Here is a 25,926-nt window from a genome sequence, read left to right as displayed (position 1 = left end):
CTGGAAGCAAGGAGCATCGCCCCATGAACGCAACACGCATCGTCGGCATCCTGCTGATCGTGGCCGGCATCGCCGTGCTGGCCATGGGCAGCTTCAGCTTCACCAAGGAAACCCACCAGGCCAAGCTCGGGCCGCTGGAGTTCTCGGTGAAGGAGAAGGAAACGGTCAACCTGCCCGTGTGGGCCGGCGTGGCCGTGATCGTGGTGGGCGGGGCGCTGGTGCTGTTGGGGGGCCGGAAGGGCTGAGCCCCTCAGCTTCTGGAGCCCGGCACACCCGCCAGCAGCTGCGGCAGCAGGTCTTCGGAAAGACCGCGCAGCACCACGGCCGCCGCGTCGTCCAGGTGCGGCAGCGGCTCCAGGTTCAGCGTAATGAGCCGCGCGCCGTGCGCGAGGGCGGTCTGCGGCAGCTCGGCCGCCGGATAAACGATGGTGGTGCTGCCCACCACCATGAACAGGTCGCACTCCTGCGCCGCCACCTGCGCGTCGAGCAGCACGCCGGCATTCAGCATCTCGCCGAACATCACCACGTCGGGCCGCGCGTGCGAGCCGCAGCGCAGGCAGCGGTGGAAAGGCCAGGGGCCGCTTCTGTTGCCGCAGCGGTCGCAGCGCCAGCGGCGCAGCGAGCCGTGCAGCTCCAGCACGTCCTGGCCGCCGGCCAGCGTGAGCAGGCCGTCGACGTTCTGCGTCACCAGCCGCGTGGCGGGGCGCAGCCGCTGCAGCAGCGCGAGCGCGGTGTGGCCCGGGTTGGGCTGGGCCGACTCGATCACCGACTGGCGCTGCCCCCAGAACTTCGTGAAGCCCGACGGGTCGCGCGCCAGGTCTTCGGCGTGGGAGAACTGCAGGGCGTTCTGGCTCTTCCAGAGGCCGTCGGCATCGCGGTAGGTGGGAATGCCCGAAGCGCGAGAGAGGCCGGCACCCGAGAAGACGACGATGCGGCGGGCGTTGGCCAGCAGTTCGGTGGCCGCGTGAACAGGGGAGGAAAAGGAAGAAGAAATATCCGGTGTGACTGGCGTCGTCATCTCTCTGTTCTGGGGGAAGCTGGCGCGGCGGCTGCGGCGCCCAGGCGCTGCGACACGGTATCGGCGCAGGCCTTGAGCGCACGGGAAATCTCGCCGTCCCACGCGGTGTCGAAGATGCCGGCCGGGCCGATGGCGGTGACGGCCAGCACGATGGCGCCAGTGTGGTCGAAGACGGGCGCGGCCATGGCGCTCACGCCCTCGATGACCTCGCCGTCGGAACGGCTGATGCCGTGCCCGCGCACCTCCTGCAGCTGGCGCTCGAAGTCGCCCCAGGAGGGCAGCGGCTGCACCGGCGGCATGCCGGCCGGGGGCGTGGGCTCGCCGCCCTTGCGCTGCTTCTGGCGCTGGCGTTCTTCCTCGAGCAGGCTGCGCACCGCGTCCTCGTCGAGATAAGCCGCGAACACCCGCCCCGAGGCCGTGTTGGTCAGCGAGAACACCGTGCCGTGCCGCATGTTCACGTGCACCGGCGAGGGCGACTCGGCCGTGCGCACGATGGTCGCGCCGCGCGCGCCCCACACGGCCAGCGCCACGGTGTGGCCGATCTGCTGCGCGAGCTGGCCGATCAGCGGGGTGGCGATGTGCACCGGGTCGGCCTGCTGCAGGCTGATGAGGCCCAGTTGCAAGGCGAGCGGGCCGAGCAGATAGTGGCCGCTGGCGCGGTCCTGCTCGATGAGGCCCAGCCGCCCGAAGCTGACCATGTACGGATGCGCCTTGGCCGCCGTCATGTCGGCCTCGCGCGCCAGGTCCTTCAGCGCCATGGGCCGGCCGTGATGCACCAGCGCGCGCAGCAGCTGGCCACCGACTTCGATGCTCTGGATGCCGCGCTGGGCGCGGTCGCTGTCACTGGCTGCCATGGCCGGCCTCGCCTTCTGGTCGTTCGTTCATGAAGAAGGGATTAGACATTAACTGATCTGCGGCTTACACTGCGCCAATTCGTTAACTGCAAATTCGTTCGACTTAGACGAATTTCAAATTCCACCCCACCGACGGAGACACCCCGATGAGCCAAGCCAAGAAATTCGCCAGCCAGGCCGACATGGAAGAGAAGAAGGTCACCTTCAGCCAGATCTCGGAACATGCCTGGGCCTACACCGCCGAGGGCGACCCCAACACCGGCATCGTGATCGGCGACGACTGCGTGCTGGTGGCCGACACCCAGGCCACGCCCGCCATGGCGGCCGACGTGGTGCGCCGCATCCGCGAGGTGACCGACAAGCCCATCAAGTACGTGGTGCTCACCCACTACCACGCGGTGCGCGTGCTGGGCGCGGCCGGCTACGGTGCCGAGCACATCCTGGCCAGCCAGGACACGCGCGACCTGATCGTCGAGCGCGGCGAGCAGGACAAGGCCAGCGAGATCGGCCGCTTCCCCCGCCTGTTCCAGAACGTCGAGACCGTGCCGCCTGGCCTGACCTGGCCCACCATGACCTTCACCGGCAAGATGACCCTGTGGCTGGGCAAGCTCGAGGTGCAGCTGATCCAGCTCGGGCGCGGCCACACCAAGGGCGACACCGTCGTCTGGCTGCCGCAGGAGCGCACGCTGCTGTCGGGCGACCTGGTCGAGTTCGGCGCTACGCCGTACGCGGGCGACGCCTACTTCAAGGACTGGCCGCAGACGCTGGACAACATCGCCGCGCTCAAGCCCGTGGCCCTGGTGCCCGGCCGCGGCGCCGCGCTGACCACCCCCGAGGCGGTGGCCGAGGGCCTCACCGGTACGCGCGACTTCATCTCCGACGTGTACGCCAGCGTGCAGGCAGGCGTGAAGGCCGGGCGCGACCTGAACGCGGTCTACAAGGAGACCTACGAGAAGCTCAAGCCCAAATACAGCCAGTGGGTGATCTTCGACCACTGCATGCCCTTCGACGTGAGCCGCGCCTACGACGAGGCCTCGGGCCACGCCGACCCGCGCATCTGGACGGCCGAGCGCGACGTCGAGATGTGGAAGGCCCTCGAAGGCTGATTCCGCATTGCTCCCTCCCCCGCTGGGGGGAGGGTTGGGGTGGGGGCAGGCAGAGCGCCCGAAGTGAACGCCGTCGTGCCCCCATCCCGGCCTTCCCCCAGCGGGGGAAGGAGCAAGACAAGACCAAAGACACGGAGACAACACGTGATCGACTATCAGAGCCTGCGCTTCGACTACAAGCGCCACGCCGACCAGGACGCGGCGGCACCGGCGCGCCATCCCGTCGTGATCGTCGGCGCGGGCCCCGTGGGCCTCACGCTGGCCATCGACCTCGCGCTGCGGCAGGTGCCCGTGGTGCTGCTCGACAACGACAACACGCTCTCCAGCGGCTCGCGCGCGATCTGCTTCGCCAAGCGCACGCTGGAGGTGTTCGACCGCCTGGGCTGCGGCGACCGCATGGTCGACAAGGGCGTGTCGTGGAACGTGGGCAAGGTGTTCTTCCATGACGAGCAGGTCTACCGCTTCGACCTGCTGCCCGAGCCCGGCCACGAGCGCCCGGCCTTCATCAACCTGCAGCAGTACTACGTCGAGGGCTACCTCGTCGAGCGCGCGGCGGCGCTGCCGCTGGTCGACCTGCGCTGGAACAACAAGGTCACCGGCATCGAGCAAAGCGACGGCGGCGCGGTGCTGACGGTGGAAACGCCCGAGGGCAGCTACCGGCTGCAGGCCGACTACGTGGCCGCCTGCGACGGCTCGCGCTCCAGCACGCGCCAGATGCTGGGCCTGGAAGCCAAGGGCCGCGTGTTCCGCGACCGCTTCCTGATCGCCGACATCACGATGGACGCTGACCTGCCGACCGAGCGCCGCTTCTGGTTCGACCCCTCGTTCCACCCCGGCCAGAGCGTGCTGCTGCACAAGCAGGCCGACGGCATGTGGCGCGTGGACTTCCAGCTCGGCTGGGACGCCGACCCGGTGGAGGAGCGCAAGCCCGAGAACATCACGCCGCGCGTGCGCGCCCTGCTCGACAGCATCGGCTTCGAGGGCGTGCAGTTCCGCATCGGCTGGGCCAGCGTCTACACCTTCGCCTGCCAGCGCATGGAGCGCTTCCGCCACGGCCGCGTGCTGTTCGCGGGCGACTCGGCCCACGGCGTGTCGCCCTTCGGCGCGCGCGGCGCCAATTCGGGCGTGCAGGACGCCGACAACCTCGCCTGGAAGCTCGCCGCCGTGGTGCAGGGCGACGCGCCCGACGCGCTGCTCGACAGCTACGCCAGCGAGCGCGAGTACGCCGCCGACGAGAACATCCGCAACTCCACCCGCGCCACCGACTTCATCACGCCCAAGAGCGAGGTGAGCCGCCTCTTCCGCGACGCGGTGCTGGAGCTGACGAAGCGCCACGCCTTCGCGCGCACGCTGGTCAACAGCGGCCGGCTGTCGGTGCCCTCGGTGCTGCGCGACTCGCCGCTGAACACGCCCGACGCCGACGCCTTTACGGGCGCGATGGTGCCCGGCGCCGCCGCGGCCGACGCGCCCGTGGTGCATGCCGACGGCAGCACCGGCTGGCTGCTGCGCGAATGCCATGTCGCGCAGTTCACCGCGCTGATATTCGGCCAGGGCGAGGCGGCCGAGCGCAGCCTGGCGGCGCTGAGGGCCAGCGACCGGCCGCTGCACGTGGTGCGCATGGACGACGGCGCCCGCGGCAGCGAGTTCGCCGCGCAGCGTTACGACGCCCGCCCCGGCACCGTGTACCTGCTGCGCCCCGACCAGCACGTGTGCGCGCGCTGGCGCGCCCCGTCGGCGGCGCAGGTGCGCAACGCCGTCGATCGTGCGCTCGGCAAACACTGAGGGAACGAACCCATGACCGCATCCACCCCCAAGCTGATCACCGAAGCGCACCTCGAGGCGCCCGACGATTTCTATGAAGCGCTGATCGACGCGCACCAGGGCCTGAGCACCGACGAGAGCAACGCGTACAACGCGCGCCTCGTGCTGGTGCTGGCCAACCACATCGGCTCGCTCGCCGTGCTGCGCGAAGCGCTCGCGGCTGCGAAGTAGGCACTCGGATGCGGACAGCCGAACGCAGAGGACGCGAAGGTTTCGCGAAGGACGCAGAAAAGAATTTCAAAATTTCTTTCCTTGTCTCTTTCGCGCTCTTCGCGAAGCCTTCGCGTCCTCCGCGTCCCGACCCCGCCTTCCACCCCCCATTCAAGTCAATCCATGAGGACCACATGACCGCCGCAACCTCTTCCACCGAGCGCCGCTACCAGAGCGGCTTCGGCAACGAATACGCCTCCGAGGCCATGCCCGGCGCGCTGCCGCAGGGCCGCAACAATCCGCAGCGCGGACCTCTCGACCTCTACACCGAGCTGCTCTCCGGCACCGCCTTCACCGCACCGCGCCACGAGAACCGCCGCACGTGGCTCTATCGCCGCCAGCCCTCGGTGGTGTCGGGCCGCTACCAGCCCTATGCGCAGCCGCTGTGGACCACCGGCGCCGACCGCGAGATCGCGCTGCCGCCCGAGCCGCTGCGCTGGCACCCGCAGCCGCTGGACGAAGCGGCGGCCAAGGCCGACTTCATCGACGGCATGCGCACCATCGCGGCCAACGGCGATGCCGAGTCGCAGGTCGGCATCGGCTCGCTGATGTACCTCGCGGGCCGCTCGATGGAGCGCCGCGCCTTCGTCAACGCCGACGGCGAGATGCTGGTGGTGCCGCAGCAGGGCCGCCTCGTCATCACGACCGAGCTGGGCGTGCTCGACGTGAAGCCCGGCGAGATCGCGGTGCTGCCGCGCGGCATGGCCTTCAAGGTCGCCTTGCCCGACGGCCTCTCGCGCGGCTACGTCTGCGAGAACTACGGCGCGCACTTCCGCCTGCCGGAGCTGGGCCCGATCGGCTCGAACGGCCTGGCCAACGCGCGCGACTTCCAGGCACCGGTGGCGGCCTTCGAGACGGAGGAAGGCGGCTACGAGATCGTCAAGAAGTTCGGCGGCCGTTTCTGGCAGGCGCCGATGAAGCAGTCGCCCTTCAACGTGGTGGCCTGGCACGGCAACCTGTCGCCGGTGAAGTACGACACGGCGCACTTCATGGTGATCGGCTCGATCAGCTTCGACCATCCCGATCCGTCGATCTTCACCGTGCTGACCTCGCCCAGCGACACGCCCGGCACGGCCAACTGCGACTTCGTGATCTTCCCGCCGCGCTGGATGGTCATGGAGAACACCTTCCGTCCGCCGTGGTTCCATCGCAACCTGATGAGCGAGTTCATGGGCCTGGTGCTGGGCGAGTACGACGCCAAGCCGGGCGGCTTCAAGCCCGGCGGCGCGAGCCTGCACAACTGCATGGTGCCGCACGGCCCCGACGAGGAAGCCTTCGACAAGGCCACCCACGCCGACCTCAAGCCGCACAAGCTGGACAACACGCTGGCCTTCATGTTCGAGAGCCGCTATCGCTTCATTCCGACGAACTTCGCGCTGAAGAGCCCCGCGCTGGACACCGACTACGCCGACTGCTGGGCGGGCCTCAAGGATCAATTCAAGGCATGAAGACCGTGTTCACCCTCACGCGCCGCGCTGCGGCCATGGCGCTGCTCGCCGCTCCCTTCCTCGCGCACGCGGCCGACTACCCCTCGAAGCCCATCCGCTTCATCGTGCCCTACACGCCCGGCGGCACCACCGACCTGGTGGCGCGCACAGTGGGCCAGAAGGTGTCGGAGAAGCTGGGCCAGCCGGTGCTGATCGACAACCGCGGCGGCGCTGGCGGCAACATCGGCATGGACGCGGTGGCCAAGGCCGCGCCCGACGGCTACACCATCGGCTTCGGCGCGATCTCCACCAATGCGTTGAACCCGCACATCTACAAGTCGATGGCCTTCGATCCGCGCAAGGACTTCACCGCCATCAGCCTGCTTGGCACCTCGACCATCGTGCTCGAAGTGCCGGCGGCCTCGGCCGTGAAGTCGGTGCCCGAGCTGATCGCCGCCGCGAAGAAGAACCCCGGCCTGCCCTACGCCACCGCGGGCGCCGGCACCTCGATGAACCTGGCGGGCGTGATGTTCGCGCAGATGACCGGCACCGAGCTCGTCCACGTCGCCTACAAGGGCAGCGGCCCGGCCATCACCGACATGCTGGGCAACAACATCGGCGTGATGTTCGACAACCTGCCGGCCTCGCTGCCGCACATCCAGGCCGGCAAGCTGCGCGCGCTGGCGGTGGCCGGCCCGGCGCGCTCGCCCTCGCTGCCCGATGTGCCGACCATAGCCGAGGCGGGCCTGAAGGGCTACGCGCTGGAGCCGTGGTTCGGCGTGTACGGACCGGCGAAGCTGCCGGCGCCGGTGGTGAAGGCGCTGAACGAGGCCTTCGTGGAAGCGCTCGCGATGCCCGATGTGAAGGCCAAGCTGGCGCAAGCCGGCTTCTCGCCGCGCGGCTCCACGCCGCAGGAGCTCACCACGCTGACCGAGACCGAATACCAGCGCCTGGGCGATGTGGCGAAGAAGGCCGGAATGACCGCAGACTGAACACAGACAGATCAAGTACAGAAAGACATCCATGACCGCACTGAACGCCACCCATGACCCGAAGCTGCGCAGCTGGGTCGCATCGGCCAACGAGGCCGGCACCGACTTCCCGATCCAGAACCTGCCCTTCGGCCGCTTCCGCACCGCCGGCAGCAGCGAGGCCTTCCGCATCGGCGTCGCCATCGGCGACCAGGTGCTGGACCTGCGCGCCACGGGCCTGGTCGACACCGACGACATGAACGGGCTGATGAACGCCGGCACGAAGGAACGCCAGGCGCTGCGCGCCGCCATCTCGGCCGGCCTGGCCGAAGGCAGCGACAAGCAGGCCGCCTGGTCGAAGGCGCTGCTGCCGCAGGCCCAGGCCGAGATGACCGTGCCCTGCCGCATCGGCGACTACACCGACTTCTACACGGGCATCCACCACGCCACCACCATCGGCAAGCTGTTCCGCCCCGACCAGCCGCTGATGCCCAACTACAAGTGGGTGCCCATCGGCTACCACGGCCGCGCCTCGTCCATCGGCGTGAGCGGCCAGGTCTTCAAGCGCCCGAACGGCCAGACCAAGGCGCCCGACGCGGCCGAGCCGACATTCGGGCCGTCGAAGCGGCTGGACTACGAGCTGGAGCTGGGCTTCTTCATCGGCCGCGGCAACGCGCAGGGCGAACCCATCGCCATCGCCGACGCCGAGGAGCACCTGTTCGGCGTGACGCTGCTCAACGACTGGTCGGCGCGCGACCTGCAGGCCTGGGAATACCAGCCGCTCGGCCCCTTCCTGTCGAAGAACTTCGCGAGCACGCTGTCGCCGTGGCTCGTGACGATGGAGGCGCTGGCGCCCTTCCGCTCGAAGTTCGAGCGCCCCGCCGGCGACCCGCAGCCGCTGCCGTACCTCGACTCGGCCTCCAACCGCGAGCGCGGCGCGCTCGACATCACGCTCGAAGTGCTGCTGCAGACCGCGAAGATGCGCGCCGAGGGCGTGGCGCCCGTGCGCCTGACGCGCGGCAACACCACCGAGGCGGCCTACTGGACGGCAGCGCAGCTCGTCGCGCACCACACGGTCAACGGCTGCAACCTGCAGCCGGGCGACATGCTGGGCTCGGGCACCCTCTCGGGCCCGAAGCCCGACGAAGCCGGCTCGCTGATCGAGCTGACGCAGGGCGGCAAGCAGCCGATCACGCTGCCTAACGGCGAGAAGCGGACGTTCCTGGAGGACGGGGACACGCTGACCATTCGCGGTTACTGCGAGCGACCGGGCGCGGTGCGGATCGGGCTAGGTGAGGTCAGCGGAACGGTGGTCTGAGAGTCTTCTTCCCTCTCCCCTTGGGGAGAGGGCCAGGGTGAGGGCAAGGTGCCTCCAATGAAGCGCCGCATCGAATCCGCCGCCGATGCCCTCACCCCACCCCTCTCCCCAAGGGGAGAGGGAGCAAGGCATCAGGGCGCGGTGGCGGGCGTGGCCGAAGCGGCCGGCCAGGCCACTTCGCTCGCCACGCGCGGCTTGCCGATCGGCGCGGTCGCCTTGCCGATCTTGATGGCGGCCATGTCGGCTTCGCTCGGGTACTGGTCCGCGAGCCAGTAGTCGAAGACCCGGCGAGCGATGGGGGCTGCAGCGCCTGCGCCCCAACCGGCGTTCTCGACGATCACCGCCACGGCGATCTTCGGGTCGTTCACCGGCGCGTAGGCCATGAAGAGGGCGTGGTCGCGCTGGTGCTCCTCGAGCGCGCGCGCGTTGTACTTGGTGTTCTGGCCCATCGACACCGCCTGCGCCGTACCCGTCTTGCCGGCCGCCTGGTAGCTGGCGCCCGCGAACACGCCGCGCGCGGTGCCGCTGGTGACCACGCTGGTCAGGCCCTCGCGGATCACCGCGATGTTGGCGGCCGTGAAGCCAAGGTTCTCCGCCGCGGGCTGCGGCAGTGGCACCACGTTGCCGCTGACGGTGTCGCGCGTGGCCAGCGCGAGGTGAGGCTTGTGCTTGAGGCCGCCGTTGGCGATGGTGGCGGTGGCCTGCGCCAGCTGCAGCATGGTGAAGTTGTTGTAGCCCTGGCCGATGCCCAGCGAGATGGTCTCGCCCGCATACCACTTCTTCTGCTCGGGGCGCTTGTAAGTGTTGCGCTTCCACTCGGTGCTGGGCAGCACACCGCGCACCTCGCCGCCGAGGTCGATGCCGGTGATCTGGCCGAAGCCCAGCGGCTTCATGAAGTCGTGGATCATGTCCACGCCCATCTCGTTGGCCAGCGAGTAGTAGTAGATATTGCTCGACAGCTGGATCGATCGGCGCATGTCGACGCCGCCGAGGTTGCCCTCGGGGCTGCCGAAGCGGTGGCCGCCGAAGTTGAAGTAGCCGGGGTCGTTCACCACCACGCTGGGGCCGCGCTTGCCGGTCTGCAGCGCCGCCAGCGCCATGAAGGGCTTGTAGGTGGAGCCCGGCGGGTAGGTGCCGCGCAGGGCGCGGTTCAAGAGCGGCTTGTCGATGGATTCGGTGAGCGCCGCCCAGCTCTCGTTGTCGATGCCCTCGACGAAGAGGTTGGGGTCGAAGGTGGGCTTGCTCACGAAGGCGAGGATCTCGCCGGTCTTCGGGTCGATGGCCACCAGCGCACCGCGGCGCTCGCCGTACATGTCCTCCACCAGCTTCTGCAGCTTGATGTCGAGCGACAGCATCACCGTGTTGCCCGGCGTGGCCGGGTGGCTGGCCAGCCGGCGCACGGCGCGGCCGCCGGCGGAGGTCTCCATCTGCTCCACGCCGGTCTGGCCGTGCAGCGTCTTCTCGTAGCTCTGCTCGATGCCCAGCTTGCCGATGTAGTCGGTGCCCTTGTAGTTGGCCTGGTCTTCCTCGTCCCAGTCCTCCATCGCGGTCTTCTCGCGCTGGTTGATGCGGCCGATGTAGCCGAGCACGTGCGAGGCCAACTCGCCCTGCGGATAGTTGCGAAAGAGGCGCGCCTTGATCTCCACGCCCGGGAAGCGGTAGCGCTGGGCGGCGAAGCGGGCGACTTCCTCGTCGCTCAGGCGGGTGCGGATGGGAATGGAGTCGAAGCTGCGCGAGTCTTCGCGCAGGCGCTTGAAGCGGCGGCGGTCGCGCGGAGAGACTTCGAGCACCTGCGTGAGGCTGTCGATGGTCTCCTCCACGTCGCCCACCTTCGAGGGCGTGATCTCCAGCGTGTAGGCCGAGTAGTTGGAGGCCAGCACGATGCCGTTGCGGTCGAGGATGAGCCCCCGGTTCGGCACCACCGGCACCACCGCCGTGCGGTTGCTCTCGGCCTGCTCGGCCAGGTCCTCGTGGCGCGTGACCTGCAGGTAGACCAGCCGCGCGCACAGCAGCCCGAACGCGAAGAGCACCGCCAGGCCGATGACGATCACGCGGCGCTTGAAGCGCGCAAGATCGGCGGCGACGTTGCGGATTTCGGTCATGGCGATGGGAGCTTAGGCGCGCGCAGGTGCGAAGGCAAATGCGGGAGGGGCTGGGCTTAGAGGGGGCGGTTCTCGTCCGGTTCCGGCGTTCTGCGCTGGGGGGCCAGCAGCAGTGCGGTCGCAAGGGGCCACAGCGCCGCCTCGATGGCCGGCGAGGCCAGCACCGTCCAGCCCGGGAACACGCCGCCGCCGATCATCCGCGTGACCACCTCGATCAGCTGCGAGAGTGCGAAGAGCGGCAGCACCTGCAGCGCCTGCGAGGCCACCGGATACCACAACAGCCGCCGGTGGATGGTGATCGCGAAGAAGCCCAGCGTGGTGTAGGAGAGCGCGTGCTGCCCCAGCATCGACGACTGGTGCACGTCCATGCACAGGCCGAACACGAAGGCCGCGCCGATACCCACGCGCGCGGGCTGGTGCACGCCCCAGAAAACGATGACGAGCGCCAGCAGGTCGGGCATCCAGACAGCGCGGCCGATCGGGATCATGTTGATGAGCAGCGCCACCACGAGGCTGCTCCACATGAAGACCGGGCTGACGGGCAGCAGCAGTTGCTGCTGGCCTGGACGCTTGATCATGGGCGCGCTCCCGGTTTCTTCTCGTTCTTGCCGGCGCCGGGCTTGCCCTCGGGGCGCTTGCGCTGGGTGACGGCGGGTGCCGGGGGCGGCGGCGCGGCGGGCGTGCCGGTGGGTTCGAGCACCAGCACGTAGCGCGCGGCCGTCACGTGGGCCAGCGGCAGGCAGTAGATGCGGGCGAAGGCGGAGTCGGCACGCCGCTCGATGCGCTCGATCTTCGCCACCGGCAGGCCGGCGGGGTAGATGCCGTCGACGCCGCTGGTGGAAAGCAGGTCGCCCTCTTGCAGGTCGGCGTTGGCGGCCATGAAGCGCAGCTCCAGCCCGCCGCCGTGCGCCGAAGCGTCGCCGAAGGCCACGCTGCGCACGCCGGTGCGGGTGTTCTGCACGGGAATGGAAAGGTCGCGGTCGATCACCAGCGTGACCTCGCTCGTGAAGGGCAGCACCTGCGTGACCTGCCCGAGCACGCCGCGCGCGTCGATCACCGGCGAGCCGGGCTGCACGCCCTGGGCCATGCCCTGGTCGATGACGATCTTGCGGGTGTAGGGGTCTGCAGCGTCGTAGAGCACCTCGGCGGCGCGGCCCGGCGTGGTGGTGGTCTGGCGCAGTTCGAGCAGTTCGCGCAGGCGGGCGTTGTCCTGCGCCAGCGTGTCGGCCTGGGCCGCGCGCTCGGCCTGCGCCATCAGCGCCTTGCGGGCGTCTTCCTCGTTGCGCTGTGCGGTCTGCAGGTCTTCGAAATAGCGCCCGCCGCCCAGCACCGCCTGCACCGGCTTCAGCGCCACCCACTGCACCGGATAGAGCACGGCCCCGACAGCGGCCCGGATCGGCTGCACGATGTGGAAGCGCGCATCGGCCACCATGAGGAACAGGGAGAGCGCGCCGAAGAAGATCAGCTTGCTGAGTGCCGACTGGCCCTGGTTGAACAGGGGTGGCGCTGTGCGATCGAGCGTGCCCAGGGGCATGAATTCAGACTCGGCGGTGGTGCGGAATCAAATAACAAAAAGCCGGCCTGCGCAAGCAGAGGCCGGCCGATGATGGCTTTCGCCCCTTACTCGCTCGTGAAGATGCTGCCCAGGCGGTCCATGCGCTCGAGAGCGATGCCACAGCCTCGCACCACGCAGGTCAGCGGATCTTCGGCCACCAGCACCGGCAGGCCGGTTTCCTCGGCCAGCAGGCGGTCGAGGTCGCGCAGCAGCGCGCCGCCGCCGGTCAGCATCATGCCGCGCTCGGCGATGTCGGCGCCCAGTTCGGGCGGCGTCTGCTCCAGCGCGTTCTTCACGGCCGAGACGATGTTGTTCAACGGATCGGTCAGGGCTTCCAGCACTTCATTGCTGCTGATGGTGAAGCTGCGCGGCACGCCTTCGGAGAGGTTGCGGCCCTTGACTTCCATTTCCTTGACTTCGGAGCCCGGGAAAGCCGAGCCGATGTTCTTCTTGATGACTTCGGCCGTCGGCTCGCCGATCAGCATGCCGTAGTTGCGGCGGATGTAGTTGATGATGGCTTCGTCGAAGCGGTCGCCGCCCACGCGCACGGAGCCCTTGTAGACCATGCCGCCCAGGCTGATGACGCCCACCTCGGTGGTGCCGCCGCCGATGTCCACCACCATCGAGCCCGAGGCTTCGCTGACGGGCAGGCCGGCGCCGATGGCCGCGGCCATGGGCTCCTCGATGAGGTAGACGGAGGTGGCGCCGGCCGCTTCGGCCGCGTCCTTGATGGCGCGGCGCTCGACCTGGGTCGAGCCGCAGGGCACGCAGATGATGATGCGCGGGCTCGGCGTGAGCAGCGTGCGCGGGTGCACCATCTTGATGAACTGCTTGATCATCTGCTCGGTGATCACGAAGTCGGCGATCACGCCGTCCTTCATCGGGCGGATCGCCTCGATGTTGCCGGGCACCTTGCCCAGCATGGCCTTGGCTTCTCGGCCGACGGCCTGGATCACCTTCTTGCCATGCGGACCGCCTTCGTGGCGGATTGCGACGACCGAGGGCTCATCGAGCACGATGCCCTTGTTGCGGGCGAATATCAGGGTGTTGGCGGTGCCGAGGTCGATCGCAAGGTCGGTGGAGAAGTACCGACGGAAAGCTCCAAACATGTGCGGAATCCTCTGAGCACGGCCTGCGCATCGGCAGGTCGTCGCTCTATTTTTTGGGTCGTTTGACGGGGTGAATTGATCGTTTTTGGCGCAAAAGCCGGCGCGTTCGCGGGGGTTGCGGCAAAGGCGGGATAATACCCGAATCCCCTCTGATTCCCGTATTAGCACCGGCTCCCGCGTGCGAATACCTCCGCTTTTTTGGGCCGTTCCGACCTATGTCTCTCTCCGCTTCCGATATTGCGCGCATCGCCTCGCTGGCGAGGCTGCAGCTGGCTCCCGATGAAAGCGAGCGCATGCTCAGCCAGATCAACGGCTTTTTCGACTTAGTCGAACGTATGCGTTCCGTCGACACCACCGGCGTCGAACCGCTGGCCCATCCGGTGGCCGCCCTCGAAGACATCACGCTGCGCCTGCGCGACGACGTGGTGAGCGAACCCAATAACCGCGAAGCCAACCAGAAGAGCGCCCCGGCCGTCGAAGCCGGCCTTTTCCTCGTGCCCAAGGTAATCGAATGATGAGCAGCAGCGGTGAATTGCACCAATTGAGCGTTGTCGAGCTGGCGAAGGCGCTGGCCGAGCGCAAGGTATCGGCCGTCGAGGCCTCGCAGGTCTTCCTGGGCCGCATGAAGGCGCACGAGGCGCTGGGCACTTTCCTCGACGTGAACGAGGAAGCCACGCTGGCGCAGGCCCGCGCTGCCGATGCCCTCATCGCCAAGGGCGACGCCCCCGCGCTGGCCGGCGTGCCGATCGCGCACAAGGACATCTTCGTCACCACCGACTTCGCCACCACCGCCGGCTCGAAGATGCTCGCGGGCTACCGCTCGCCCTTCGACGCCACCGTGGTGCGCCGCCTGGCCGAGGCCGGCGCGGTCACGCTGGGCAAGCTGAGCTGCGACGAGTTCGCCATGGGCTCGGCCAACGAGAACGTCGCCGTGCCCGCCGTGGGCCACGACAAGGCCGTGCCTGTGCGCAACCCGTGGAACACCGAGCGCATTCCGGGCGGCTCCTCCGGCGCCAGCGCGGCTGCGGTGGCTGCACGGCTGGCCCCCGCGGCCACCGGCACCGACACCGGCGGCTCGATCCGCCAGCCCGCCTCCTTCTGCGGCATCACCGGCATCAAGCCCACCTACGGCCGCGCCTCGCGCTACGGCATGGTGGCCTTCGCATCGAGCCTCGACCAGGCCGGCCCGATGGCCCGCTCGGCGGAAGACTGCGCGCTGCTGCTGTCGGCCTTCTGCGGCCCCGACCTCGACCGCGACTCCACCTCGCTCGACAAGCCCGCCGAGAACTTCGGCCGCTCGCTGAACGACTCGCTCGAAGGCCTGCGCATCGGCGTGCCGAAGGAGTTCTTCGGCGAGGGCGTGGCGCCCGGCGTGCGCGCGGCCATCGACGCGGCGCTCGCGCAGTACGAGAAGCTCGGCGCGAAGCGCGTCGAGGTCACGCTGCCGCGCACCGAGCTGTCGATTCCGGTGTACTACATCCTCGCCGCGGCCGAGGCCTCGAGCAACCTGAGCCGCTTCGACGGCGTGAAGTTCGGCCACCGCGCCAAGGACTTCATCGACCCCCCGAGCAGGAAGAGCGCGCTCACGCAGATGTACGAACGCACCCGCGCCGAAGGCTTCGGCGACGAAGTGAAGCGCCGCATCATGATCGGCACCTACGTGCTGTCGCACGGCTACTACGACGCCTACTACCTGCAGGCGCAAAAAGTGCGCCGCATGATCGCCGACGACTTCCAGCAGGCCTTCAAGCAGTGCGACGTGATCGCCGGCCCCGCCGCGCCCACCACCGCCTGGAAGATCGGCGAGCACGGCGACGACCCCGTAGCCGACTACCTCGCCGACATCTTCACGCTGCCCGCATCGCTGGCCGGCCTGCCCGGCATGAGCGTGCCCGCGGGCTTCGACGGCGGCATGCCCGTGGGCCTGCAGCTGATCGGCAACTACTTCGGCGAAGCGAAGCTGCTGAACGCGGCCCACCGCTTCCAGCAGGCCACCGACTGGCACGCCCGCACGCCGGAGGGCTTCTGAAATGAGCGAGACAGTGAACACCTTCGAAGCACAACAACAGGGCCGCCCGACCGGCCCGCTGGTGCGCGGCTATGAAGTCATCATCGGCTTCGAGACGCACGCGCAGCTCTCCACCGCGAGCAAGATCTTCAGCCGCGCCTCCACAGCCTTCGGCGCCGAGCCCAACACGCAGGCTTGCGCGGTCGACCTGGCGCTGCCCGGCACGCTGCCCGTGATGAACAAGGGCGCGGTCGAACGCGCCATCAAGCTCGGCCTGGCGCTGGGCTCGCACATCGCGCCGCGCAGCGTGTTCGCGCGCAAGAACTACTTCTATCCCGACCTGCCCAAGGGCTACCAGATCAGCCAGTTCGAGATTCCCGTGGTGCAGGGCGGCGCGGTGACGTTCTTCGTCGGCGAAGAGCAGAAGACGGTGCGCCTGGTGCGCGCCCACCTCGAGGAAGACGCAGGCAAGTCGCTGCACGAGGACTTCGTCGGCCAGAGCGGCATCGACCTGAACCGCGCCGGCACGCCGCTGCTGGAGATCGTGACCGAGCCCGACATGCGCTCGACCGCCGAGGCCGTGGCCTATGCGAAGGAGCTGCACAAGATCGTCACCTGGATCGGCATCTGCGACGGCAACATGCAGGAAGGCAGTTTCCGCTGCGACGCCAACGTGTCGGTGCGCCGCCCCGGCGAGAAGCTCGGCACGCGCCGCGAGATCAAGAACCTGAACAGCTTCAAGTTCATGCAGCAGGCGATCGACTACGAGATCCGCTGGCAGATCGACGAGATCGAGGACGGCCGTGCCATCGAGCAGGCCACGGTGCTCTTCGACCCCGACACCGGCGAGACGCGCGCCATGCGCGCCAAGGAAGACTCGGCCGACTACCGCTACTTCCCCGATCCGGACCTTCCCCCGCTGGTCATCGCCGCCGACTGGATCGAGCGCGTGAAGGCCGAAATGCCCGAGCTGCCGCGCGCGATGGCCGAGCGCTATGTGCGCGACCATGGCCTTTCGGAATACGACGCAGCGCAGCTCACGCAGAGCGCCGCGCTCGCCGGCTATTTCGACGAAGCCGTGAAGGCGGGCGCCACGCCCAAGCTCGCGAGCAACTGGATCACCGGCGAGATGGCACGCCGCCTGAACGCCGCCGAGATCGGCATCGAGGCCGCGCCGGTGAAGGCGCAGCAACTCGCGCAGCTGGTCAAGCGCATCGCCGACGGCACCTTGCCCAACAACGCCGCGCGCCAGGTGTTCGAGGCCCTGTGGACCGGCGAAGGCAGCGACGTCGACGCGATCATCGAGGCGAAAGACCTCAAGCCGATGAACGACGCCGGCGCCCTCGACAAGATCCTCGACGAGGTGATCGCGAAGAACGCGAAGAACGTCGAGGAATACCGCGGTGGCAAAGAGAAGGCCCTCAACGCCCTCGTCGGCCAAGTCATGAAGGCCAGCGGCGGCAAGGCGAACCCGGCGCAGGTCACCGAGTTGCTGAAGGCCAAGCTCAGCTAAGTCTTTTCGGGGAACACCGCGGAACCGGTTTTGCTGGGCCCCAGGTGTTGTCCCCCGCAGGGGGTTGGCGAAGCGACACGAAGTGCGCGCAGCCTGGCGGGTTACCTGGGATTTCCGCCGTTCTGCGGAGTCCACAGCGCCTTCAAGCGAATGCGCTCCTCGTCGAAGCGCGCATTCACCCGCTTCTTCTCGTCTTCCTGCTCCGCGATGAAGCGGTTCTGCACCGCCACGCTCTTCGTGTTCTCGTCGATCCTGCGGCGCAGCGCGGCCGGGGCCTTGGTGGGGTCCTGCTTGTAGAACTCCATCTCCTCGTCGATCTTCTTGCGGTCTTCACTGAGCTCGGAGATGCGTTTCTTCGCGGCCTCCGACACGGCATCGATCTGCGACAGCGCCTCGGCGCGTTCACGGTCGTGCGTGGCGCTGTTGGGGTAGCGCACCAGCAGCGCCCGCTCGCGGCGCCGCTCGTCGGTCTGGCGCGCCGCCACGATGGCGGCCTCGCGGGCGCGGTCTTCGCGCTCCTGCAGTTCGCGCGCGGTGTAGGTGGGTTCCAGCTTGCGGCGGGTCGAGCCGCTCGGATTGAGCTCCCGCTGCTCGCGGTCGCTGCACTCGGCGATGGGCCGGTCGGCCGTCAGGGTGCGGCCACGGGCGTCGGTGCAGGTGTAGATGCCGGGAGAGGCGCCTTCCACTTTCTGCGGTTGCGCCTGCAGCGCGCCGCAAAACGAGGAAGCCATTAGAAGAAATGATGCCGCCGCCAGCAGGCGGGCCGGTGAACCGTGAGCGTCGCGTGCGGGATGAGGATGGTGCATTCGGCGGCCCTGCGTCTTCAGCTGGCGCCGTAGCGCGCGCGGTAGGCCAGCACGCGCTCGCGGTGAGCACCCAGGTCGGCCGCGGCGTCGCCGGAGAGATAACTCAGCAGGTCGTCCAGCGTGGCGATGGCGATCACCGACAGGCCCAGCTGGTTGCGCACGTACTGCACGGCGCTGTGGTCCACGTCGACGCCGTTCTCGGTGGCCTTCTCCTGCCGGTCGAGCGCGATGGCCACGGCATGCGGCGTGGCGCCCGCAGCCTCGATGGCGGCGATGGATTCGCGCACCGCGGTGCCGGCGGACATCACGTCGTCGACGATCAGCACGCGTCCTTTGAGCGGCGCGCCCACGAGGTTGCCGCCTTCGCCATGCGCCTTGGCTTCCTTGCGGTTGTAGGCAAAGGGATAGTTGCGGCCCCGGCGGGCAAGCTCGGCCGCCACCGTGGCGCCCAGCGGAATGCCCTTGTAGGCGGGGCCGAAGATCATGTCGAACTCGAGGCCGCTCTCGATCAGGCGGTCTGCATAGAATCCGGCGAGCCGGGCGATCTTGCCGCCGTCGTCGAAGAGCCCCGAGTTGAAGAAGTAGGGGCTCATCCGACCGGCCTTGGTCTTGAACTCCCCGAAGCGCAGTACGCCGGCGTCCAGGGCGAACTGGACGAAATCCTGGGCGATCGCGCTGCTTTTGCTTTTCTCACCATCTACAGCCATCGGAAATTCCTTGTGTTCAAACTGACCAGTCTCAATCTCAATGGCCTGCGTTCGGCCGCAACCAAAGGCGTGGCCGACTGGGTGGCCGAACTTGCGCCGGATTGTATTTGCATGCAGGAGATCCGCGTCCAGGCCAGCGACATCGAGGGCCGGTTCGAGGAAATGGCCGGCCTCAAGGGCCATTTCCACTTCGCCGAGAAGAAGGGCTACGCCGGCACCGCGGTCTACACCAAGCATGCTCCGAGCCAGGTCGTGGTGGGCTGGGGCGACGCCGAATTCGACGCCGAGGGCCGCTACCTCGAACTGCGCTTCGACACGCCCAAACGCAAGTTCTCCGTGATCAGCTGCTACTTCCCGAGCGGCAGCTCGGGCGAGGAACGACAGGAAGCCAAGTTCCGCTTCCTCAAGGGCTTCTTCCCGCACCTGGTGGCCCTGAAGAAGGAGCGCGAGTTCGTGCTGTGCGGCGACATCAACATCGCCCATAAGGAGATCGACCTGAAGAACTGGCGCGGCAACCAGAAGAACAGCGGCTTCCTGCCCGAGGAGCGCGCCTGGATGACGAAGCTGCTCGATGCCGGCGCCGAGGGCGCGGGCCTGGTGGACGTCTACCGCATGCTCAAGCCCGACACCACGGCCGAGGCCTACACATGGTGGAGCAACCGCGGGCAGGCCTATGCGAACAACGTGGGATGGCGGCTGGACTACCACCTGGCCACGCCGAAGATCGCGGCGCTGGCGCGCACCGAGCAAATCTACAAAACCGTGAAGTTTTCGGACCATGCGCCGATCACGGTGGACTACGACTTCAAGCTGTAGGCCGGCCCGCGCTCCTCAGCGCGACAGCTCGGGCAGCGCCTTCTCCAGCGTGGCGACGAAGGCCTGCATGGCCTCCGTCTCGTACGCGCCGCGCTTGGTGATGCGGTAGAAGTCGAGCCCCACCTTCGGCTTGGTCAGCACGTCGGTGCGCACGCGGTGGCGGCGGCAGGCGGCGAGCGCGAAGGTCGGCATCACGGCGGTGCCGAAGCCGGCCTCCACCATCGAGATCAGCGTGCCGAAGAAGTTGAATGCGGTGCGCTGCGCATCGGCGCGGCCGATGGCGGCGAGATGCTGGTCGATCACCTTCTGGATCGGGTTGCCCGGCGGCAGCCCGACGAGCTCGGCGCCCCGCAATGCCGACCAGGGCGCGGTGCCTGTGGCCTGCGGCTCTCCGGCCTCCACGCGCATCAGGTGAAAGCGCCCCACCGGCTCGCGCGACAGCCCCGGCGCGGCCTTGAAGAAGAAGCCCAGGCCCACGTCGGCCTCGCCGGCGGCCACCATCGCCTCCACGTCGCGCAGGTCGGCGTCGAAGAGGCGCAGGCTCACCTGCGGATGCGCGGCGCGGAAGCTGGCGAACACCTGCGGCAAAAGGTTCGACGACACCAGCGGCGTGGCCGCGATGCGCAGCGTCTGGCGTGCCGCGTCGCCCTCGGCGCCCAGCTCGGCGGCCACGTCGTCGAGGTCGGTCACCATGCGCTCCACCACCGGCAGCAGGCGCCGGCCCGCGGGCGTGAGGCTCACCACGCGCGTGGTGCGGTCGAAGAGCCGGCAGCCCAGCTGCTTTTCCATCTCGCGGATCAGGATGCTGAGCCCGGCCTGCGTGATGTGCGCCTGCTCGGCCGCGCGAGTGAAGTTGCCCACGCGCGCCACCTGGAGGAAAGCGCGCAGCTGGCGGGTCGATAGATTCATATTGATTCATGATAAATCCATATCACATCTAAATTTCCCAAATGATCCGTCTGCGTTCCTAATGCGGGCCGAGACAAAGCAACGCGTCGCAACGACCGATCATCATGAGCAACGAAGTCATCATCCTGGGCGCCGGCATCGGCGGCCTCACCCTCGCGCTGAGCCTGCACCAGGCCGGCATTCCCTGCCGCGTGTACGAAGCCGTGCCCGAACTCAAGCCGCTGGGCGTGGGCATCAACCTGCTGCCGCACGCGGTGCGCGAACTCACCGAACTCGGGCTGCTGGAGGCCCTCGACAAGGTGGGCGTACGCACGAAGGAAGCCGTGTTCTTCACCGAGCACGGCCAGCTGGTGTTCCGCGAGGCGGCGGGCCGGCATGCGGGCTACGACTGGCCCCAGTTCTCCATCCACCGCGGCGACCTGCAGACGGTGCTGTACGAAGAGACGCTCAAGCGCCTCGGCCCCGACAGCGTGGTGTGCGGCCGCCGCTGCACGCACGTGGAGCAGGACGCGGACGGCGTCACCGTGCATTTCGCCGATGTGCCGCCTGTGCGCGGCGCAGTCGCCGTGGGCTGCGACGGCATCCACTCGGCGCTGCGCAAGCAGCTCTATCCGGACGAAGGCGCGCCGCGCTACTCGGGCATCAACATGTGGCGGGGCACCGCGCGCTGGAAGCCTTTCCTCTCCGGCGGCAGCATGGTGCGCGCGGGCTGGCTGTCGGTCGGCAAGATGGTGATCTACCCGATCCGCGACAACATCGACGCCGAGGGCCGCCAGCTGGTGAACTGGGTCGCCGAGATCCACGCGCCGCAGCCCGCCATGCGCGACTGGAGCCGCGCGGGCCGGCTCGAAGACTTCCTGCCGGCCTTCGCCGACTGGCATTTCGACTGGCTCGACGTGCCCGCGCTGATCCTCGCCTCCGACACCATCCTCGAATATCCGATGGTCGACCAGGACCCGCTGCCGCGCTGGACGCACGGCCGCCTCACGCTGCTGGGCGACGCCGCGCACCCGATGGTTCCGCGCGGCTCCAACGGCGCGGGGCAAGCCATCATCGACGCGCGCTACCTCGCGGGTGCTCTGAAGAAGATGGGCGTCGGAGCGGCCGCGCTCGAAGACTACGACCGCGTGCGCGTCAAGGCCACCACCGACGTGGTGCTGACCAACCGCAGCAATCCGCCCGACGCCATCCTGCGCGAAGTGTTCGAGCGCTCGGGCGGAAAGCGCTTCGAGAGCATCGAGCAGGTCGTGCCCGTTGCCGAGCTGCAGGCCATCTCGGACAACTACAAGCGCGTGGCGGGCTACGACCCTGCCGCCCTGAAGGCGCGCGCCTCCTACCTTTGAACCCGACAGGCAACCCCGGAAGAACACGGAGACTGAAAAGACCATGCGATCGCTGATCAAGAAGACCCTCGCCGCCCTGCTCGTCATGGCAGGCACCGCTACCACCGCATTCGCCTGGCCCGACCAGGCCATCACGCTGGTGGTGCCCTACACCCCCGGCACCGGCATCGACCTGATCGCCCGCCAGCTCTCGGCACGCCTGCCCGCGAAACTGGGGCAGCCGGTGATCGTGGAGAACGTGGCCGGCGCCAGCGGCAACATCGGCAGCGAGCGCGTGGCGCGCGCCAAGCCCGACGGCTACACGCTGCTGGTGCAGGTCAACACGCTGGTGATGAACCGCAGCCTGTATCGCTCGCTGAGCTACGACCCGGTGGCCGACTTCGCGCCCGTGTCGCTCACCTCGTGGGGCACGCTGCTGCTGGTGACCAACCCGAACGTGCAGAAGGTGTCGTCGGTGCAGCAGATGGTGAGCGCGGCCAAGGCCGAGCCCGGCAAGCTGACCTACGCCACCCCGGGCGTGGGCACGCCGCACCACCTGTCGATGGCGCTGCTCATGCAAGGCACCGGCACCGATCTGCTGCACGTGCCGTACAAGGGCACGGCTGGCGCGGTGACCGACCTGCTGGGCGGGCGCATCGACTACATGTTCCTGCCGGTGCACGTGGCGCTGCAGCACATCCAGGCCGGCAAGCTCAAGGCCATCGCCACCGGCAGCGGCAAGCGCCTGCCGCAGCTGCCCGACGTGCCCACCCTCGCCGAGGCCGGCGTGACCGCCGACAACGTCGACATGTGGTACGGCGTGCTCGCGCCCAAGGGAACGCCCACGGACGTGGTGGCGCGGCTGAACAAGGAGATCGCGGCGGTGCTGAAGCAGCCCGACGTGGCGAAGTCGTTCGAGTCGCAGGGCATGGTGCCGGCGAGCTCGACGCCGGCGGAGTTCGGCACGCTGCTGAAGAAGGATGCGGACCGCTGGGCCACGGTGGTCAGGCAAGGGAATATCACCGCGGACTGAATGCACCGGCCCTGGTTCCTCCTTGGCCGCTGCGCCGCGGCGGGTCGCCCGGCGCATGAGCATCGCTCGTCACACAGCGGTCAAACCACTCGTCACACGAAGCTGCGATACTTTTGCGGTAAGTATTAACCGCCGAGCATGCACCCTGCATCGCAACGCTGTGCGGCTCCTAGCGATTGAGATGACGAGGGAAAAGGGAGATGACGCTGAAATTCACGGCCATCGTTGGCTTTTGTCTAGCGCTGGCTGCATGTGGTGGGAGTGAAGATAGCGGTGGAGCCGGAGGTTCTTCCGGCCTTGCGGGTGCAGGTGCTGCCGGCACGAATGGCCAGCAGGCCAAGGTCGGGCTCACGCCCGAAGTGCCACCTGAGCAGTCGCTGGACGGTACAAAGGCTTTCTCTTTCAAGGAAGCGAGCAGTGCCGGTGCAACCGCTTACCCGCAGGCTTCGGATTCCGAGACGATCGTTGGCTTGGTGGCCAACGCCGCGTCGTCGGGACCGCCTTTCGATCCGGCCTCCTTGGCGGCCCTGGCCGCACTGAAAGTCAAGCGTCGGCTTCTTTCTTCCGAATGGGGCGTCGGCTTTGCAAGCGCGCCCGGCGGAGCGGTACTCACGAGAACGCTGCGGGTCACCGACAACTGGGGCGGCGCCTTGCCGTGGACCGCCACCTCCAGCGCGTCCTGGCTTTCCGTGACGAGCGGCGGAACCACCGGCGCGGGCCTGGTGCTCACCGCGAATCCCCAGTTGGCGACGATGGATGCGATCAGCTATGCGACCGTCACGCTGAAGACGTCCAATCTTGATGTAGAGGCTGCTGTCATCCGTGTTGGGCTGTGGCGCTCCAATCAAGGCCTGACTACCACCACCACATTGCCGACGGACTATACAAGTATCGTGGCCGACAAGATTCGGCCCTACGTCTATGCGCACAACGGCGGCACTTCCATCGATATCTACAACGCGCACCTGGGCACGAAGGTCGGCACGATCAAAAACGTTGGGGCGGCCCTGTCGGAGATGACCGTTGCACCTGATGGCAGCTTGCTGTACGCGCTCGACAAAGACACCGAGAGCGAGTATTTGCCGAGCAAGACCATCGTTGTCGTTGACCTGACAAGCATGTCGAAGACGGAAACCTGGCCTTTGAAAACACAGATAGGAGGGGTCAGCGTCGGCGCGCCGCGCAGCTTGTTGGCGATCCGAACCAATGGAAAGAACATCGTCCTGGCAAGCGACGGAGACGCATACGTGGACGGCAAGCACACTGCTACGTTGTCATCCTATGCCCACTGGGATTTCACCGCGTCATCCGACGGTCGGAAAGTCTTCGCACAAAACAATGGCCTCAGTCCGGCCAGCGGTCGTGCGTACGACCTCGACTACGGGTCAATGACAAACCAAACGCTGAGAGCGAAACTCACCGCAGAAATGTGGGGCGTTAGCCGCACGATCGGGAGAGATATCGCAGCGAATGCAGACGGGACCGCGCTCTACATAACAGCGGGTTGGAGTTGTTATTCCCTGAATCCTGGAACCTTGGCCTTCATTGCGGAACTTTCGGCTCCAGACATATATTTCGGGACCAACAACGTCGAAGTAACCAAGGATGGTCGTGTGCTCTGCGGCAGCAGTGGCAGGTATTCAATCGCTGATATCAGCGTTTACGCGCCCGATAGAACAACATTGAAAACCTTCAAGTTTGCGGATTACACAAAGGGACTTCTCGAACGCCAGCTAGTTGTTACGCCGGAGGGAACCATGGCTGTAGGTCTGACGAACGATCCAAAAATAGCATTCGTTCCCATCGGTTCTCCGTAGCAATTTCACTTGCATGCATCACGGCGCTGTACGGCGCGTGGTCTTCAACGCGGCGCCACCTTCCCCGCATGCCGCGCCAGATGCACCTGGTGCAGCGTGATCTTGCGCACCTCCGCCTGGCTGGTCTCGATGTGCGCGCGCAGCAGCATCGCGGCCTGGTCGCCGCGGTTCGCGCGCACCGCCTTCAATATCTTGGCGTGCTCGTCGTAGGTGGCGTCGATGCGCGGCTGCTTGGTGAAGTCGAGGCGACGGATGATGCGGATGCGATCGGTCACGTCGCCGTGCACGCGCGCCATCTCGGCATTGCCGGCGGCGGCCACCAGCGAGCAGTGGAAGGCTTCATCCCACTGCGCGACCTGCGCCATGTCGGTGCTGCGCTGCGCCGCGGGCACCAGCCAGATGTCGGCCAGCGTCTCCAGCAGGCGGCGGTCGATATGGCGGTCGGTCTCGCACAGGCGGTGCACGGCGGTGGTCTCCAGCACCATGCGCAAGTCGTAGAGCTGCTCGAACTGGTCGAAGTCGAAGGGCAGCACGCGCCATCCGCTGCGGAAGAGCACCTCGACGAACCCCTCCTGCTGCAGCCTGAACAGCGCCTGCCGCACCGGCGTGCGCGACACGCCGAGCCGGTCGCTGATCTCGCTCTCGGTGAAGCGGTCGCCCGGCACCAGGATGAAATCGGCCACGTCGCGCTTGAGCTGCGCGTAGACCTCGTCGGCCCGTGTGCGGAAGACCGCCGCGTCGGGAGCGGCAACGGGAGTTTCTGGGCTGGATCGGGCTGTGGACACGGCTGGAATGTTAGTCGCAGGCGCCGGCTTCATCGAAGGCTCTTCAGCGCGGAAAGCAACGCCGTGCCCGGCGCCGTCCAGCCGACGATTCCGCCCTGCGCGCGCACCATGTCGAGCGTGGCCGCCTTGAACGCGGGAAAGTAGCTTTCGGTGCAGTCCTCCAGCAGCAGGCAGTCGTAGCCCCGGTCGTTGGCTTCGCGCATGCTGGTCTGCACGCAGACCTCGGTGGTGACGCCGCCGAACAGCAAATGCGTGATGCCGCGCGCCTGCAGCAGCTCGTGCAGGCCGGTGGCGTAGAACGCGCCCTTGCCCGGCTTGTCGATCACGATCTCGCCGTCGACGGGTGCGAGCGCCTCGACGATCTGGTTGCCCGGCTCCCCCGCCACGAGGATGCGCCCCATCGGCCCTTCGTCGCCGATGCGCAGCGTGGGGTTGCCGCGATTGCGCTTGGCCGGCGGGCAATCGGAAAGATCGGCCTTGTGGGCCTCGCGCGTGTGCACGACAAGCCCGCCCGCCTGCCGCCATGCGTGCAGCACAGCCTTCGTCGCGGGAACGATGGCTTCGAGCAGGGACACGTCGTTGCCAAGCGTTTCGCCGAAGCCACCGGGCTCGATGAAGTCGCGCTGCATGTCGATCAGCACGAGCGCCGTGCGTGAAACGTCGAACTCATAGGGAAAGGGGTTGGCTTCGTCGATGTGCATGCTGGTTCTCAAGAATGT

General features: G+C 67.7%; 25 protein-coding genes. 14 read left to right on the top strand and 11 right to left on the bottom strand.

Annotated features, from left to right (window positions below):
- Window positions 1-23 precede the first annotated feature (23 nt).
- Window positions 24-245, top strand: a complete 222-nt coding sequence (locus tag ABL843_RS01970) for a hypothetical protein (protein ID WP_126022383.1) — start codon at window positions 24-26, stop codon at window positions 243-245.
- A 5-nt stretch (window positions 246-250) separates the two neighbouring features.
- Here ABL843_RS01970 and ABL843_RS01965 read toward each other — a convergent pair whose 3' ends face one another.
- Both ABL843_RS01965 and ABL843_RS01960 read right to left on the bottom strand, forming a co-directional pair.
- The gene (locus ABL843_RS01965; RefSeq protein ID WP_369659977.1) at window positions 251-1,018 is read right to left on the bottom strand and encodes an SIR2 family NAD-dependent protein deacylase; all 768 of its coding nucleotides are present in this window, start codon (window positions 1,016-1,018) and stop codon (window positions 251-253) included.
- Entirely contained in the window at window positions 1,015-1,872 is an 858-nt protein-coding gene (locus ABL843_RS01960; protein ID WP_184640310.1) for an IclR family transcriptional regulator, read from the bottom strand. The genes ABL843_RS01965 and ABL843_RS01960 overlap by 4 nt, the downstream gene beginning before the upstream one ends.
- A gap of 146 nt (window positions 1,873-2,018) precedes the next feature.
- On the opposite strand from ABL843_RS01960, the gene ABL843_RS01955 reads away from it, so the two are divergent.
- The 6 genes from ABL843_RS01955 to fahA all read left to right on the top strand — a co-directional run bounded on the left by ABL843_RS01955 (window position 2,019) and on the right by fahA (window position 8,725).
- On the top strand, window positions 2,019-2,978 hold the full coding sequence (locus ABL843_RS01955) for an MBL fold metallo-hydrolase (RefSeq protein ID WP_184640311.1): 960 nt from the start codon (window positions 2,019-2,021) through the stop codon (window positions 2,976-2,978).
- Window positions 2,979-3,122: 144 nt separating this feature from the next.
- The gene (locus tag ABL843_RS01950; RefSeq protein ID WP_418118788.1) at window positions 3,123-4,760 is read left to right on the top strand and encodes an FAD-dependent oxidoreductase; all 1,638 of its coding nucleotides are present in this window, start codon (window positions 3,123-3,125) and stop codon (window positions 4,758-4,760) included.
- 12 nt (window positions 4,761-4,772) lie between these two features.
- Window positions 4,773-4,970: a DUF2783 domain-containing protein gene (locus ABL843_RS01945; protein WP_126022388.1), complete on the top strand. Its 198-nt coding sequence runs from the start codon at window positions 4,773-4,775 to the stop codon at window positions 4,968-4,970.
- Window positions 4,971-5,143: 173 nt separating this feature from the next.
- Window positions 5,144-6,457 (top strand): homogentisate 1,2-dioxygenase, encoded by a 1,314-nt coding sequence (hmgA, locus tag ABL843_RS01940; RefSeq protein WP_418118787.1) that lies wholly within the window; start codon window positions 5,144-5,146, stop codon window positions 6,455-6,457.
- Window positions 6,454-7,428, top strand: a complete 975-nt coding sequence (locus ABL843_RS01935; protein WP_418118786.1) for a Bug family tripartite tricarboxylate transporter substrate binding protein — start codon at window positions 6,454-6,456, stop codon at window positions 7,426-7,428. The genes hmgA and ABL843_RS01935 overlap by 4 nt, the downstream gene beginning before the upstream one ends.
- Window positions 7,429-7,459: 31 nt before the next feature.
- Complete coding sequence (gene fahA / locus ABL843_RS01930) at window positions 7,460-8,725, top strand: fumarylacetoacetase (RefSeq protein WP_418118785.1); 1,266 nt, start codon at window positions 7,460-7,462, stop codon at window positions 8,723-8,725.
- A 131-nt stretch (window positions 8,726-8,856) separates the two neighbouring features.
- Here fahA and mrdA read toward each other — a convergent pair whose 3' ends face one another.
- The 4 genes from mrdA to ABL843_RS01910 form a co-directional block, all read right to left on the bottom strand.
- Entirely contained in the window at window positions 8,857-10,827 is a 1,971-nt protein-coding gene (mrdA, locus tag ABL843_RS01925; RefSeq protein WP_184640322.1) for a penicillin-binding protein 2, read from the bottom strand.
- 56 nt (window positions 10,828-10,883) lie between these two features.
- Window positions 10,884-11,405 (bottom strand): rod shape-determining protein MreD, encoded by a 522-nt coding sequence (mreD, locus tag ABL843_RS01920; RefSeq protein ID WP_019655414.1) that lies wholly within the window; start codon window positions 11,403-11,405, stop codon window positions 10,884-10,886.
- On the bottom strand, window positions 11,402-12,361 hold the full coding sequence (gene mreC / locus ABL843_RS01915; protein ID WP_126022393.1) for a rod shape-determining protein MreC: 960 nt from the start codon (window positions 12,359-12,361) through the stop codon (window positions 11,402-11,404). The genes mreD and mreC overlap by 4 nt, the downstream gene beginning before the upstream one ends.
- Before the next feature lie 86 nt (window positions 12,362-12,447).
- On the bottom strand, window positions 12,448-13,491 hold the full coding sequence (locus ABL843_RS01910) for a rod shape-determining protein (protein ID WP_007833435.1): 1,044 nt from the start codon (window positions 13,489-13,491) through the stop codon (window positions 12,448-12,450).
- A 215-nt stretch (window positions 13,492-13,706) separates the two neighbouring features.
- On the opposite strand from ABL843_RS01910, the gene gatC reads away from it, so the two are divergent.
- The 3 genes from gatC to gatB are packed head-to-tail and all read left to right on the top strand — an operon-like array spanning window position 13,707 to window position 17,012.
- The gene (gene gatC, locus ABL843_RS01905; RefSeq protein ID WP_126022394.1) at window positions 13,707-14,006 is read left to right on the top strand and encodes an Asp-tRNA(Asn)/Glu-tRNA(Gln) amidotransferase subunit GatC; all 300 of its coding nucleotides are present in this window, start codon (window positions 13,707-13,709) and stop codon (window positions 14,004-14,006) included.
- Window positions 14,006-15,520: an Asp-tRNA(Asn)/Glu-tRNA(Gln) amidotransferase subunit GatA gene (gene gatA, locus ABL843_RS01900; RefSeq protein WP_418118784.1), complete on the top strand. Its 1,515-nt coding sequence runs from the start codon at window positions 14,006-14,008 to the stop codon at window positions 15,518-15,520. Before gatC ends, gatA begins: the two co-directional genes overlap by 1 nt.
- A 1-nt stretch (window position 15,521) precedes the next feature.
- The gene (gatB, locus tag ABL843_RS01895) at window positions 15,522-17,012 is read left to right on the top strand and encodes an Asp-tRNA(Asn)/Glu-tRNA(Gln) amidotransferase subunit GatB (RefSeq protein ID WP_418118783.1); all 1,491 of its coding nucleotides are present in this window, start codon (window positions 15,522-15,524) and stop codon (window positions 17,010-17,012) included.
- 101 nt (window positions 17,013-17,113) lie between these two features.
- Here the strand turns inward: gatB and ABL843_RS01890 are convergent, their stop codons facing one another.
- Window positions 17,114-17,743 carry a DUF4124 domain-containing protein gene (locus ABL843_RS01890; protein ID WP_260319358.1) on the bottom strand — a complete coding sequence of 210 codons (630 nt, stop codon included), beginning with the start codon at window positions 17,741-17,743 and terminating at the stop codon, window positions 17,114-17,116.
- Between the two features lie 92 nt (window positions 17,744-17,835).
- Window positions 17,836-18,525: an orotate phosphoribosyltransferase gene (pyrE, locus tag ABL843_RS01885; RefSeq protein ID WP_184640332.1), complete on the bottom strand. Its 690-nt coding sequence runs from the start codon at window positions 18,523-18,525 to the stop codon at window positions 17,836-17,838.
- 12 nt (window positions 18,526-18,537) lie between these two features.
- Here pyrE and ABL843_RS01880 point away from each other — a divergent pair, with 12 nt between their 5' ends.
- Window positions 18,538-19,341 (top strand): exodeoxyribonuclease III, encoded by an 804-nt coding sequence (locus ABL843_RS01880; protein WP_126022399.1) that lies wholly within the window; start codon window positions 18,538-18,540, stop codon window positions 19,339-19,341.
- 15 nt (window positions 19,342-19,356) lie between these two features.
- Here ABL843_RS01880 and ABL843_RS01875 read toward each other — a convergent pair whose 3' ends face one another.
- Window positions 19,357-20,250 carry a LysR family transcriptional regulator gene (locus ABL843_RS01875; protein ID WP_184640342.1) on the bottom strand — a complete coding sequence of 298 codons (894 nt, stop codon included), beginning with the start codon at window positions 20,248-20,250 and terminating at the stop codon, window positions 19,357-19,359.
- Window positions 20,251-20,354: 104 nt separating this feature from the next.
- On the opposite strand from ABL843_RS01875, the gene ABL843_RS01870 reads away from it, so the two are divergent.
- The 3 genes from ABL843_RS01870 (at window position 20,355) to ABL843_RS01860 (ending at window position 24,422) form a co-directional block, all read left to right on the top strand.
- Window positions 20,355-21,593 (top strand): flavin-dependent oxidoreductase, encoded by a 1,239-nt coding sequence (locus ABL843_RS01870; protein WP_418118782.1) that lies wholly within the window; start codon window positions 20,355-20,357, stop codon window positions 21,591-21,593.
- A 43-nt stretch (window positions 21,594-21,636) separates the two neighbouring features.
- A complete protein-coding gene (locus ABL843_RS01865; protein WP_418118781.1) occupies window positions 21,637-22,605 on the top strand; it encodes a Bug family tripartite tricarboxylate transporter substrate binding protein in 969 nt (322 codons plus the stop codon).
- Window positions 22,606-22,805: 200 nt separating this feature from the next.
- The gene (locus tag ABL843_RS01860) at window positions 22,806-24,422 is read left to right on the top strand and encodes a hypothetical protein (RefSeq protein ID WP_418118780.1); all 1,617 of its coding nucleotides are present in this window, start codon (window positions 22,806-22,808) and stop codon (window positions 24,420-24,422) included.
- Between the two features lie 44 nt (window positions 24,423-24,466).
- Here ABL843_RS01860 and ABL843_RS01855 read toward each other — a convergent pair whose 3' ends face one another.
- Both ABL843_RS01855 and ABL843_RS01850 read right to left on the bottom strand, forming a co-directional pair.
- Window positions 24,467-25,240, bottom strand: coding sequence for a GntR family transcriptional regulator (locus ABL843_RS01855; protein ID WP_221297598.1), 774 nt, complete (start codon window positions 25,238-25,240; stop codon window positions 24,467-24,469).
- Window positions 25,237-25,908: a cysteine hydrolase family protein gene (locus ABL843_RS01850; protein ID WP_184640350.1), complete on the bottom strand. Its 672-nt coding sequence runs from the start codon at window positions 25,906-25,908 to the stop codon at window positions 25,237-25,239. The genes ABL843_RS01855 and ABL843_RS01850 overlap by 4 nt, the downstream gene beginning before the upstream one ends.
- Between the last annotated feature and the right edge of the window lie 18 nt (window positions 25,909-25,926).

Source organism: Variovorax sp. 350MFTsu5.1 (assembly GCF_048302515.1).
Taxonomy (GTDB): domain Bacteria; phylum Pseudomonadota; class Gammaproteobacteria; order Burkholderiales; family Burkholderiaceae_C; genus Variovorax; species Variovorax guangxiensis.
This window is presented reverse-complemented; position numbering and strand designations above follow the sequence as displayed.

Excerpts from the sequence above, each read along its gene's own strand:
- ABL843_RS01970 (WP_126022383.1), top strand. The coding sequence starts at position 24 with ATGAACGCAACACGCATCGTCGGCATCCTGCTGATCGTGGCCGGCATC.
- ABL843_RS01965 (WP_369659977.1), bottom strand. The coding sequence starts at position 1,018 with ATGACGACGCCAGTCACACCGGATATTTCTTCTTCCTTTTCCTCCCCT.
- ABL843_RS01960 (WP_184640310.1), bottom strand. The coding sequence starts at position 1,872 with ATGGCAGCCAGTGACAGCGACCGCGCCCAGCGCGGCATCCAGAGCATC.
- ABL843_RS01955 (WP_184640311.1), top strand. The coding sequence starts at position 2,019 with ATGAGCCAAGCCAAGAAATTCGCCAGCCAGGCCGACATGGAAGAGAAG.
- ABL843_RS01945 (WP_126022388.1), top strand. The coding sequence starts at position 4,773 with ATGACCGCATCCACCCCCAAGCTGATCACCGAAGCGCACCTCGAGGCG.
- hmgA (WP_418118787.1), top strand. The coding sequence starts at position 5,144 with ATGACCGCCGCAACCTCTTCCACCGAGCGCCGCTACCAGAGCGGCTTC.
- ABL843_RS01935 (WP_418118786.1), top strand. The coding sequence starts at position 6,454 with ATGAAGACCGTGTTCACCCTCACGCGCCGCGCTGCGGCCATGGCGCTG.
- fahA (WP_418118785.1), top strand. The coding sequence starts at position 7,460 with ATGACCGCACTGAACGCCACCCATGACCCGAAGCTGCGCAGCTGGGTC.
- mrdA (WP_184640322.1), bottom strand. The coding sequence starts at position 10,827 with ATGACCGAAATCCGCAACGTCGCCGCCGATCTTGCGCGCTTCAAGCGC.
- mreD (WP_019655414.1), bottom strand. The coding sequence starts at position 11,405 with ATGATCAAGCGTCCAGGCCAGCAGCAACTGCTGCTGCCCGTCAGCCCG.
- mreC (WP_126022393.1), bottom strand. The coding sequence starts at position 12,361 with ATGCCCCTGGGCACGCTCGATCGCACAGCGCCACCCCTGTTCAACCAG.
- ABL843_RS01910 (WP_007833435.1), bottom strand. The coding sequence starts at position 13,491 with ATGTTTGGAGCTTTCCGTCGGTACTTCTCCACCGACCTTGCGATCGAC.
- gatC (WP_126022394.1), top strand. The coding sequence starts at position 13,707 with ATGTCTCTCTCCGCTTCCGATATTGCGCGCATCGCCTCGCTGGCGAGG.
- gatA (WP_418118784.1), top strand. The coding sequence starts at position 14,006 with ATGAGCAGCAGCGGTGAATTGCACCAATTGAGCGTTGTCGAGCTGGCG.
- gatB (WP_418118783.1), top strand. The coding sequence starts at position 15,522 with ATGAGCGAGACAGTGAACACCTTCGAAGCACAACAACAGGGCCGCCCG.
- ABL843_RS01890 (WP_260319358.1), bottom strand. The coding sequence starts at position 17,743 with ATGGCTTCCTCGTTTTGCGGCGCGCTGCAGGCGCAACCGCAGAAAGTG.
- pyrE (WP_184640332.1), bottom strand. The coding sequence starts at position 18,525 with ATGGCTGTAGATGGTGAGAAAAGCAAAAGCAGCGCGATCGCCCAGGAT.
- ABL843_RS01875 (WP_184640342.1), bottom strand. The coding sequence starts at position 20,250 with ATGAATCTATCGACCCGCCAGCTGCGCGCTTTCCTCCAGGTGGCGCGC.
- ABL843_RS01870 (WP_418118782.1), top strand. The coding sequence starts at position 20,355 with ATGAGCAACGAAGTCATCATCCTGGGCGCCGGCATCGGCGGCCTCACC.
- ABL843_RS01865 (WP_418118781.1), top strand. The coding sequence starts at position 21,637 with ATGCGATCGCTGATCAAGAAGACCCTCGCCGCCCTGCTCGTCATGGCA.
- ABL843_RS01860 (WP_418118780.1), top strand. The coding sequence starts at position 22,806 with ATGACGCTGAAATTCACGGCCATCGTTGGCTTTTGTCTAGCGCTGGCT.
- ABL843_RS01855 (WP_221297598.1), bottom strand. The coding sequence starts at position 25,240 with ATGAAGCCGGCGCCTGCGACTAACATTCCAGCCGTGTCCACAGCCCGA.
- ABL843_RS01850 (WP_184640350.1), bottom strand. The coding sequence starts at position 25,908 with ATGCACATCGACGAAGCCAACCCCTTTCCCTATGAGTTCGACGTTTCA.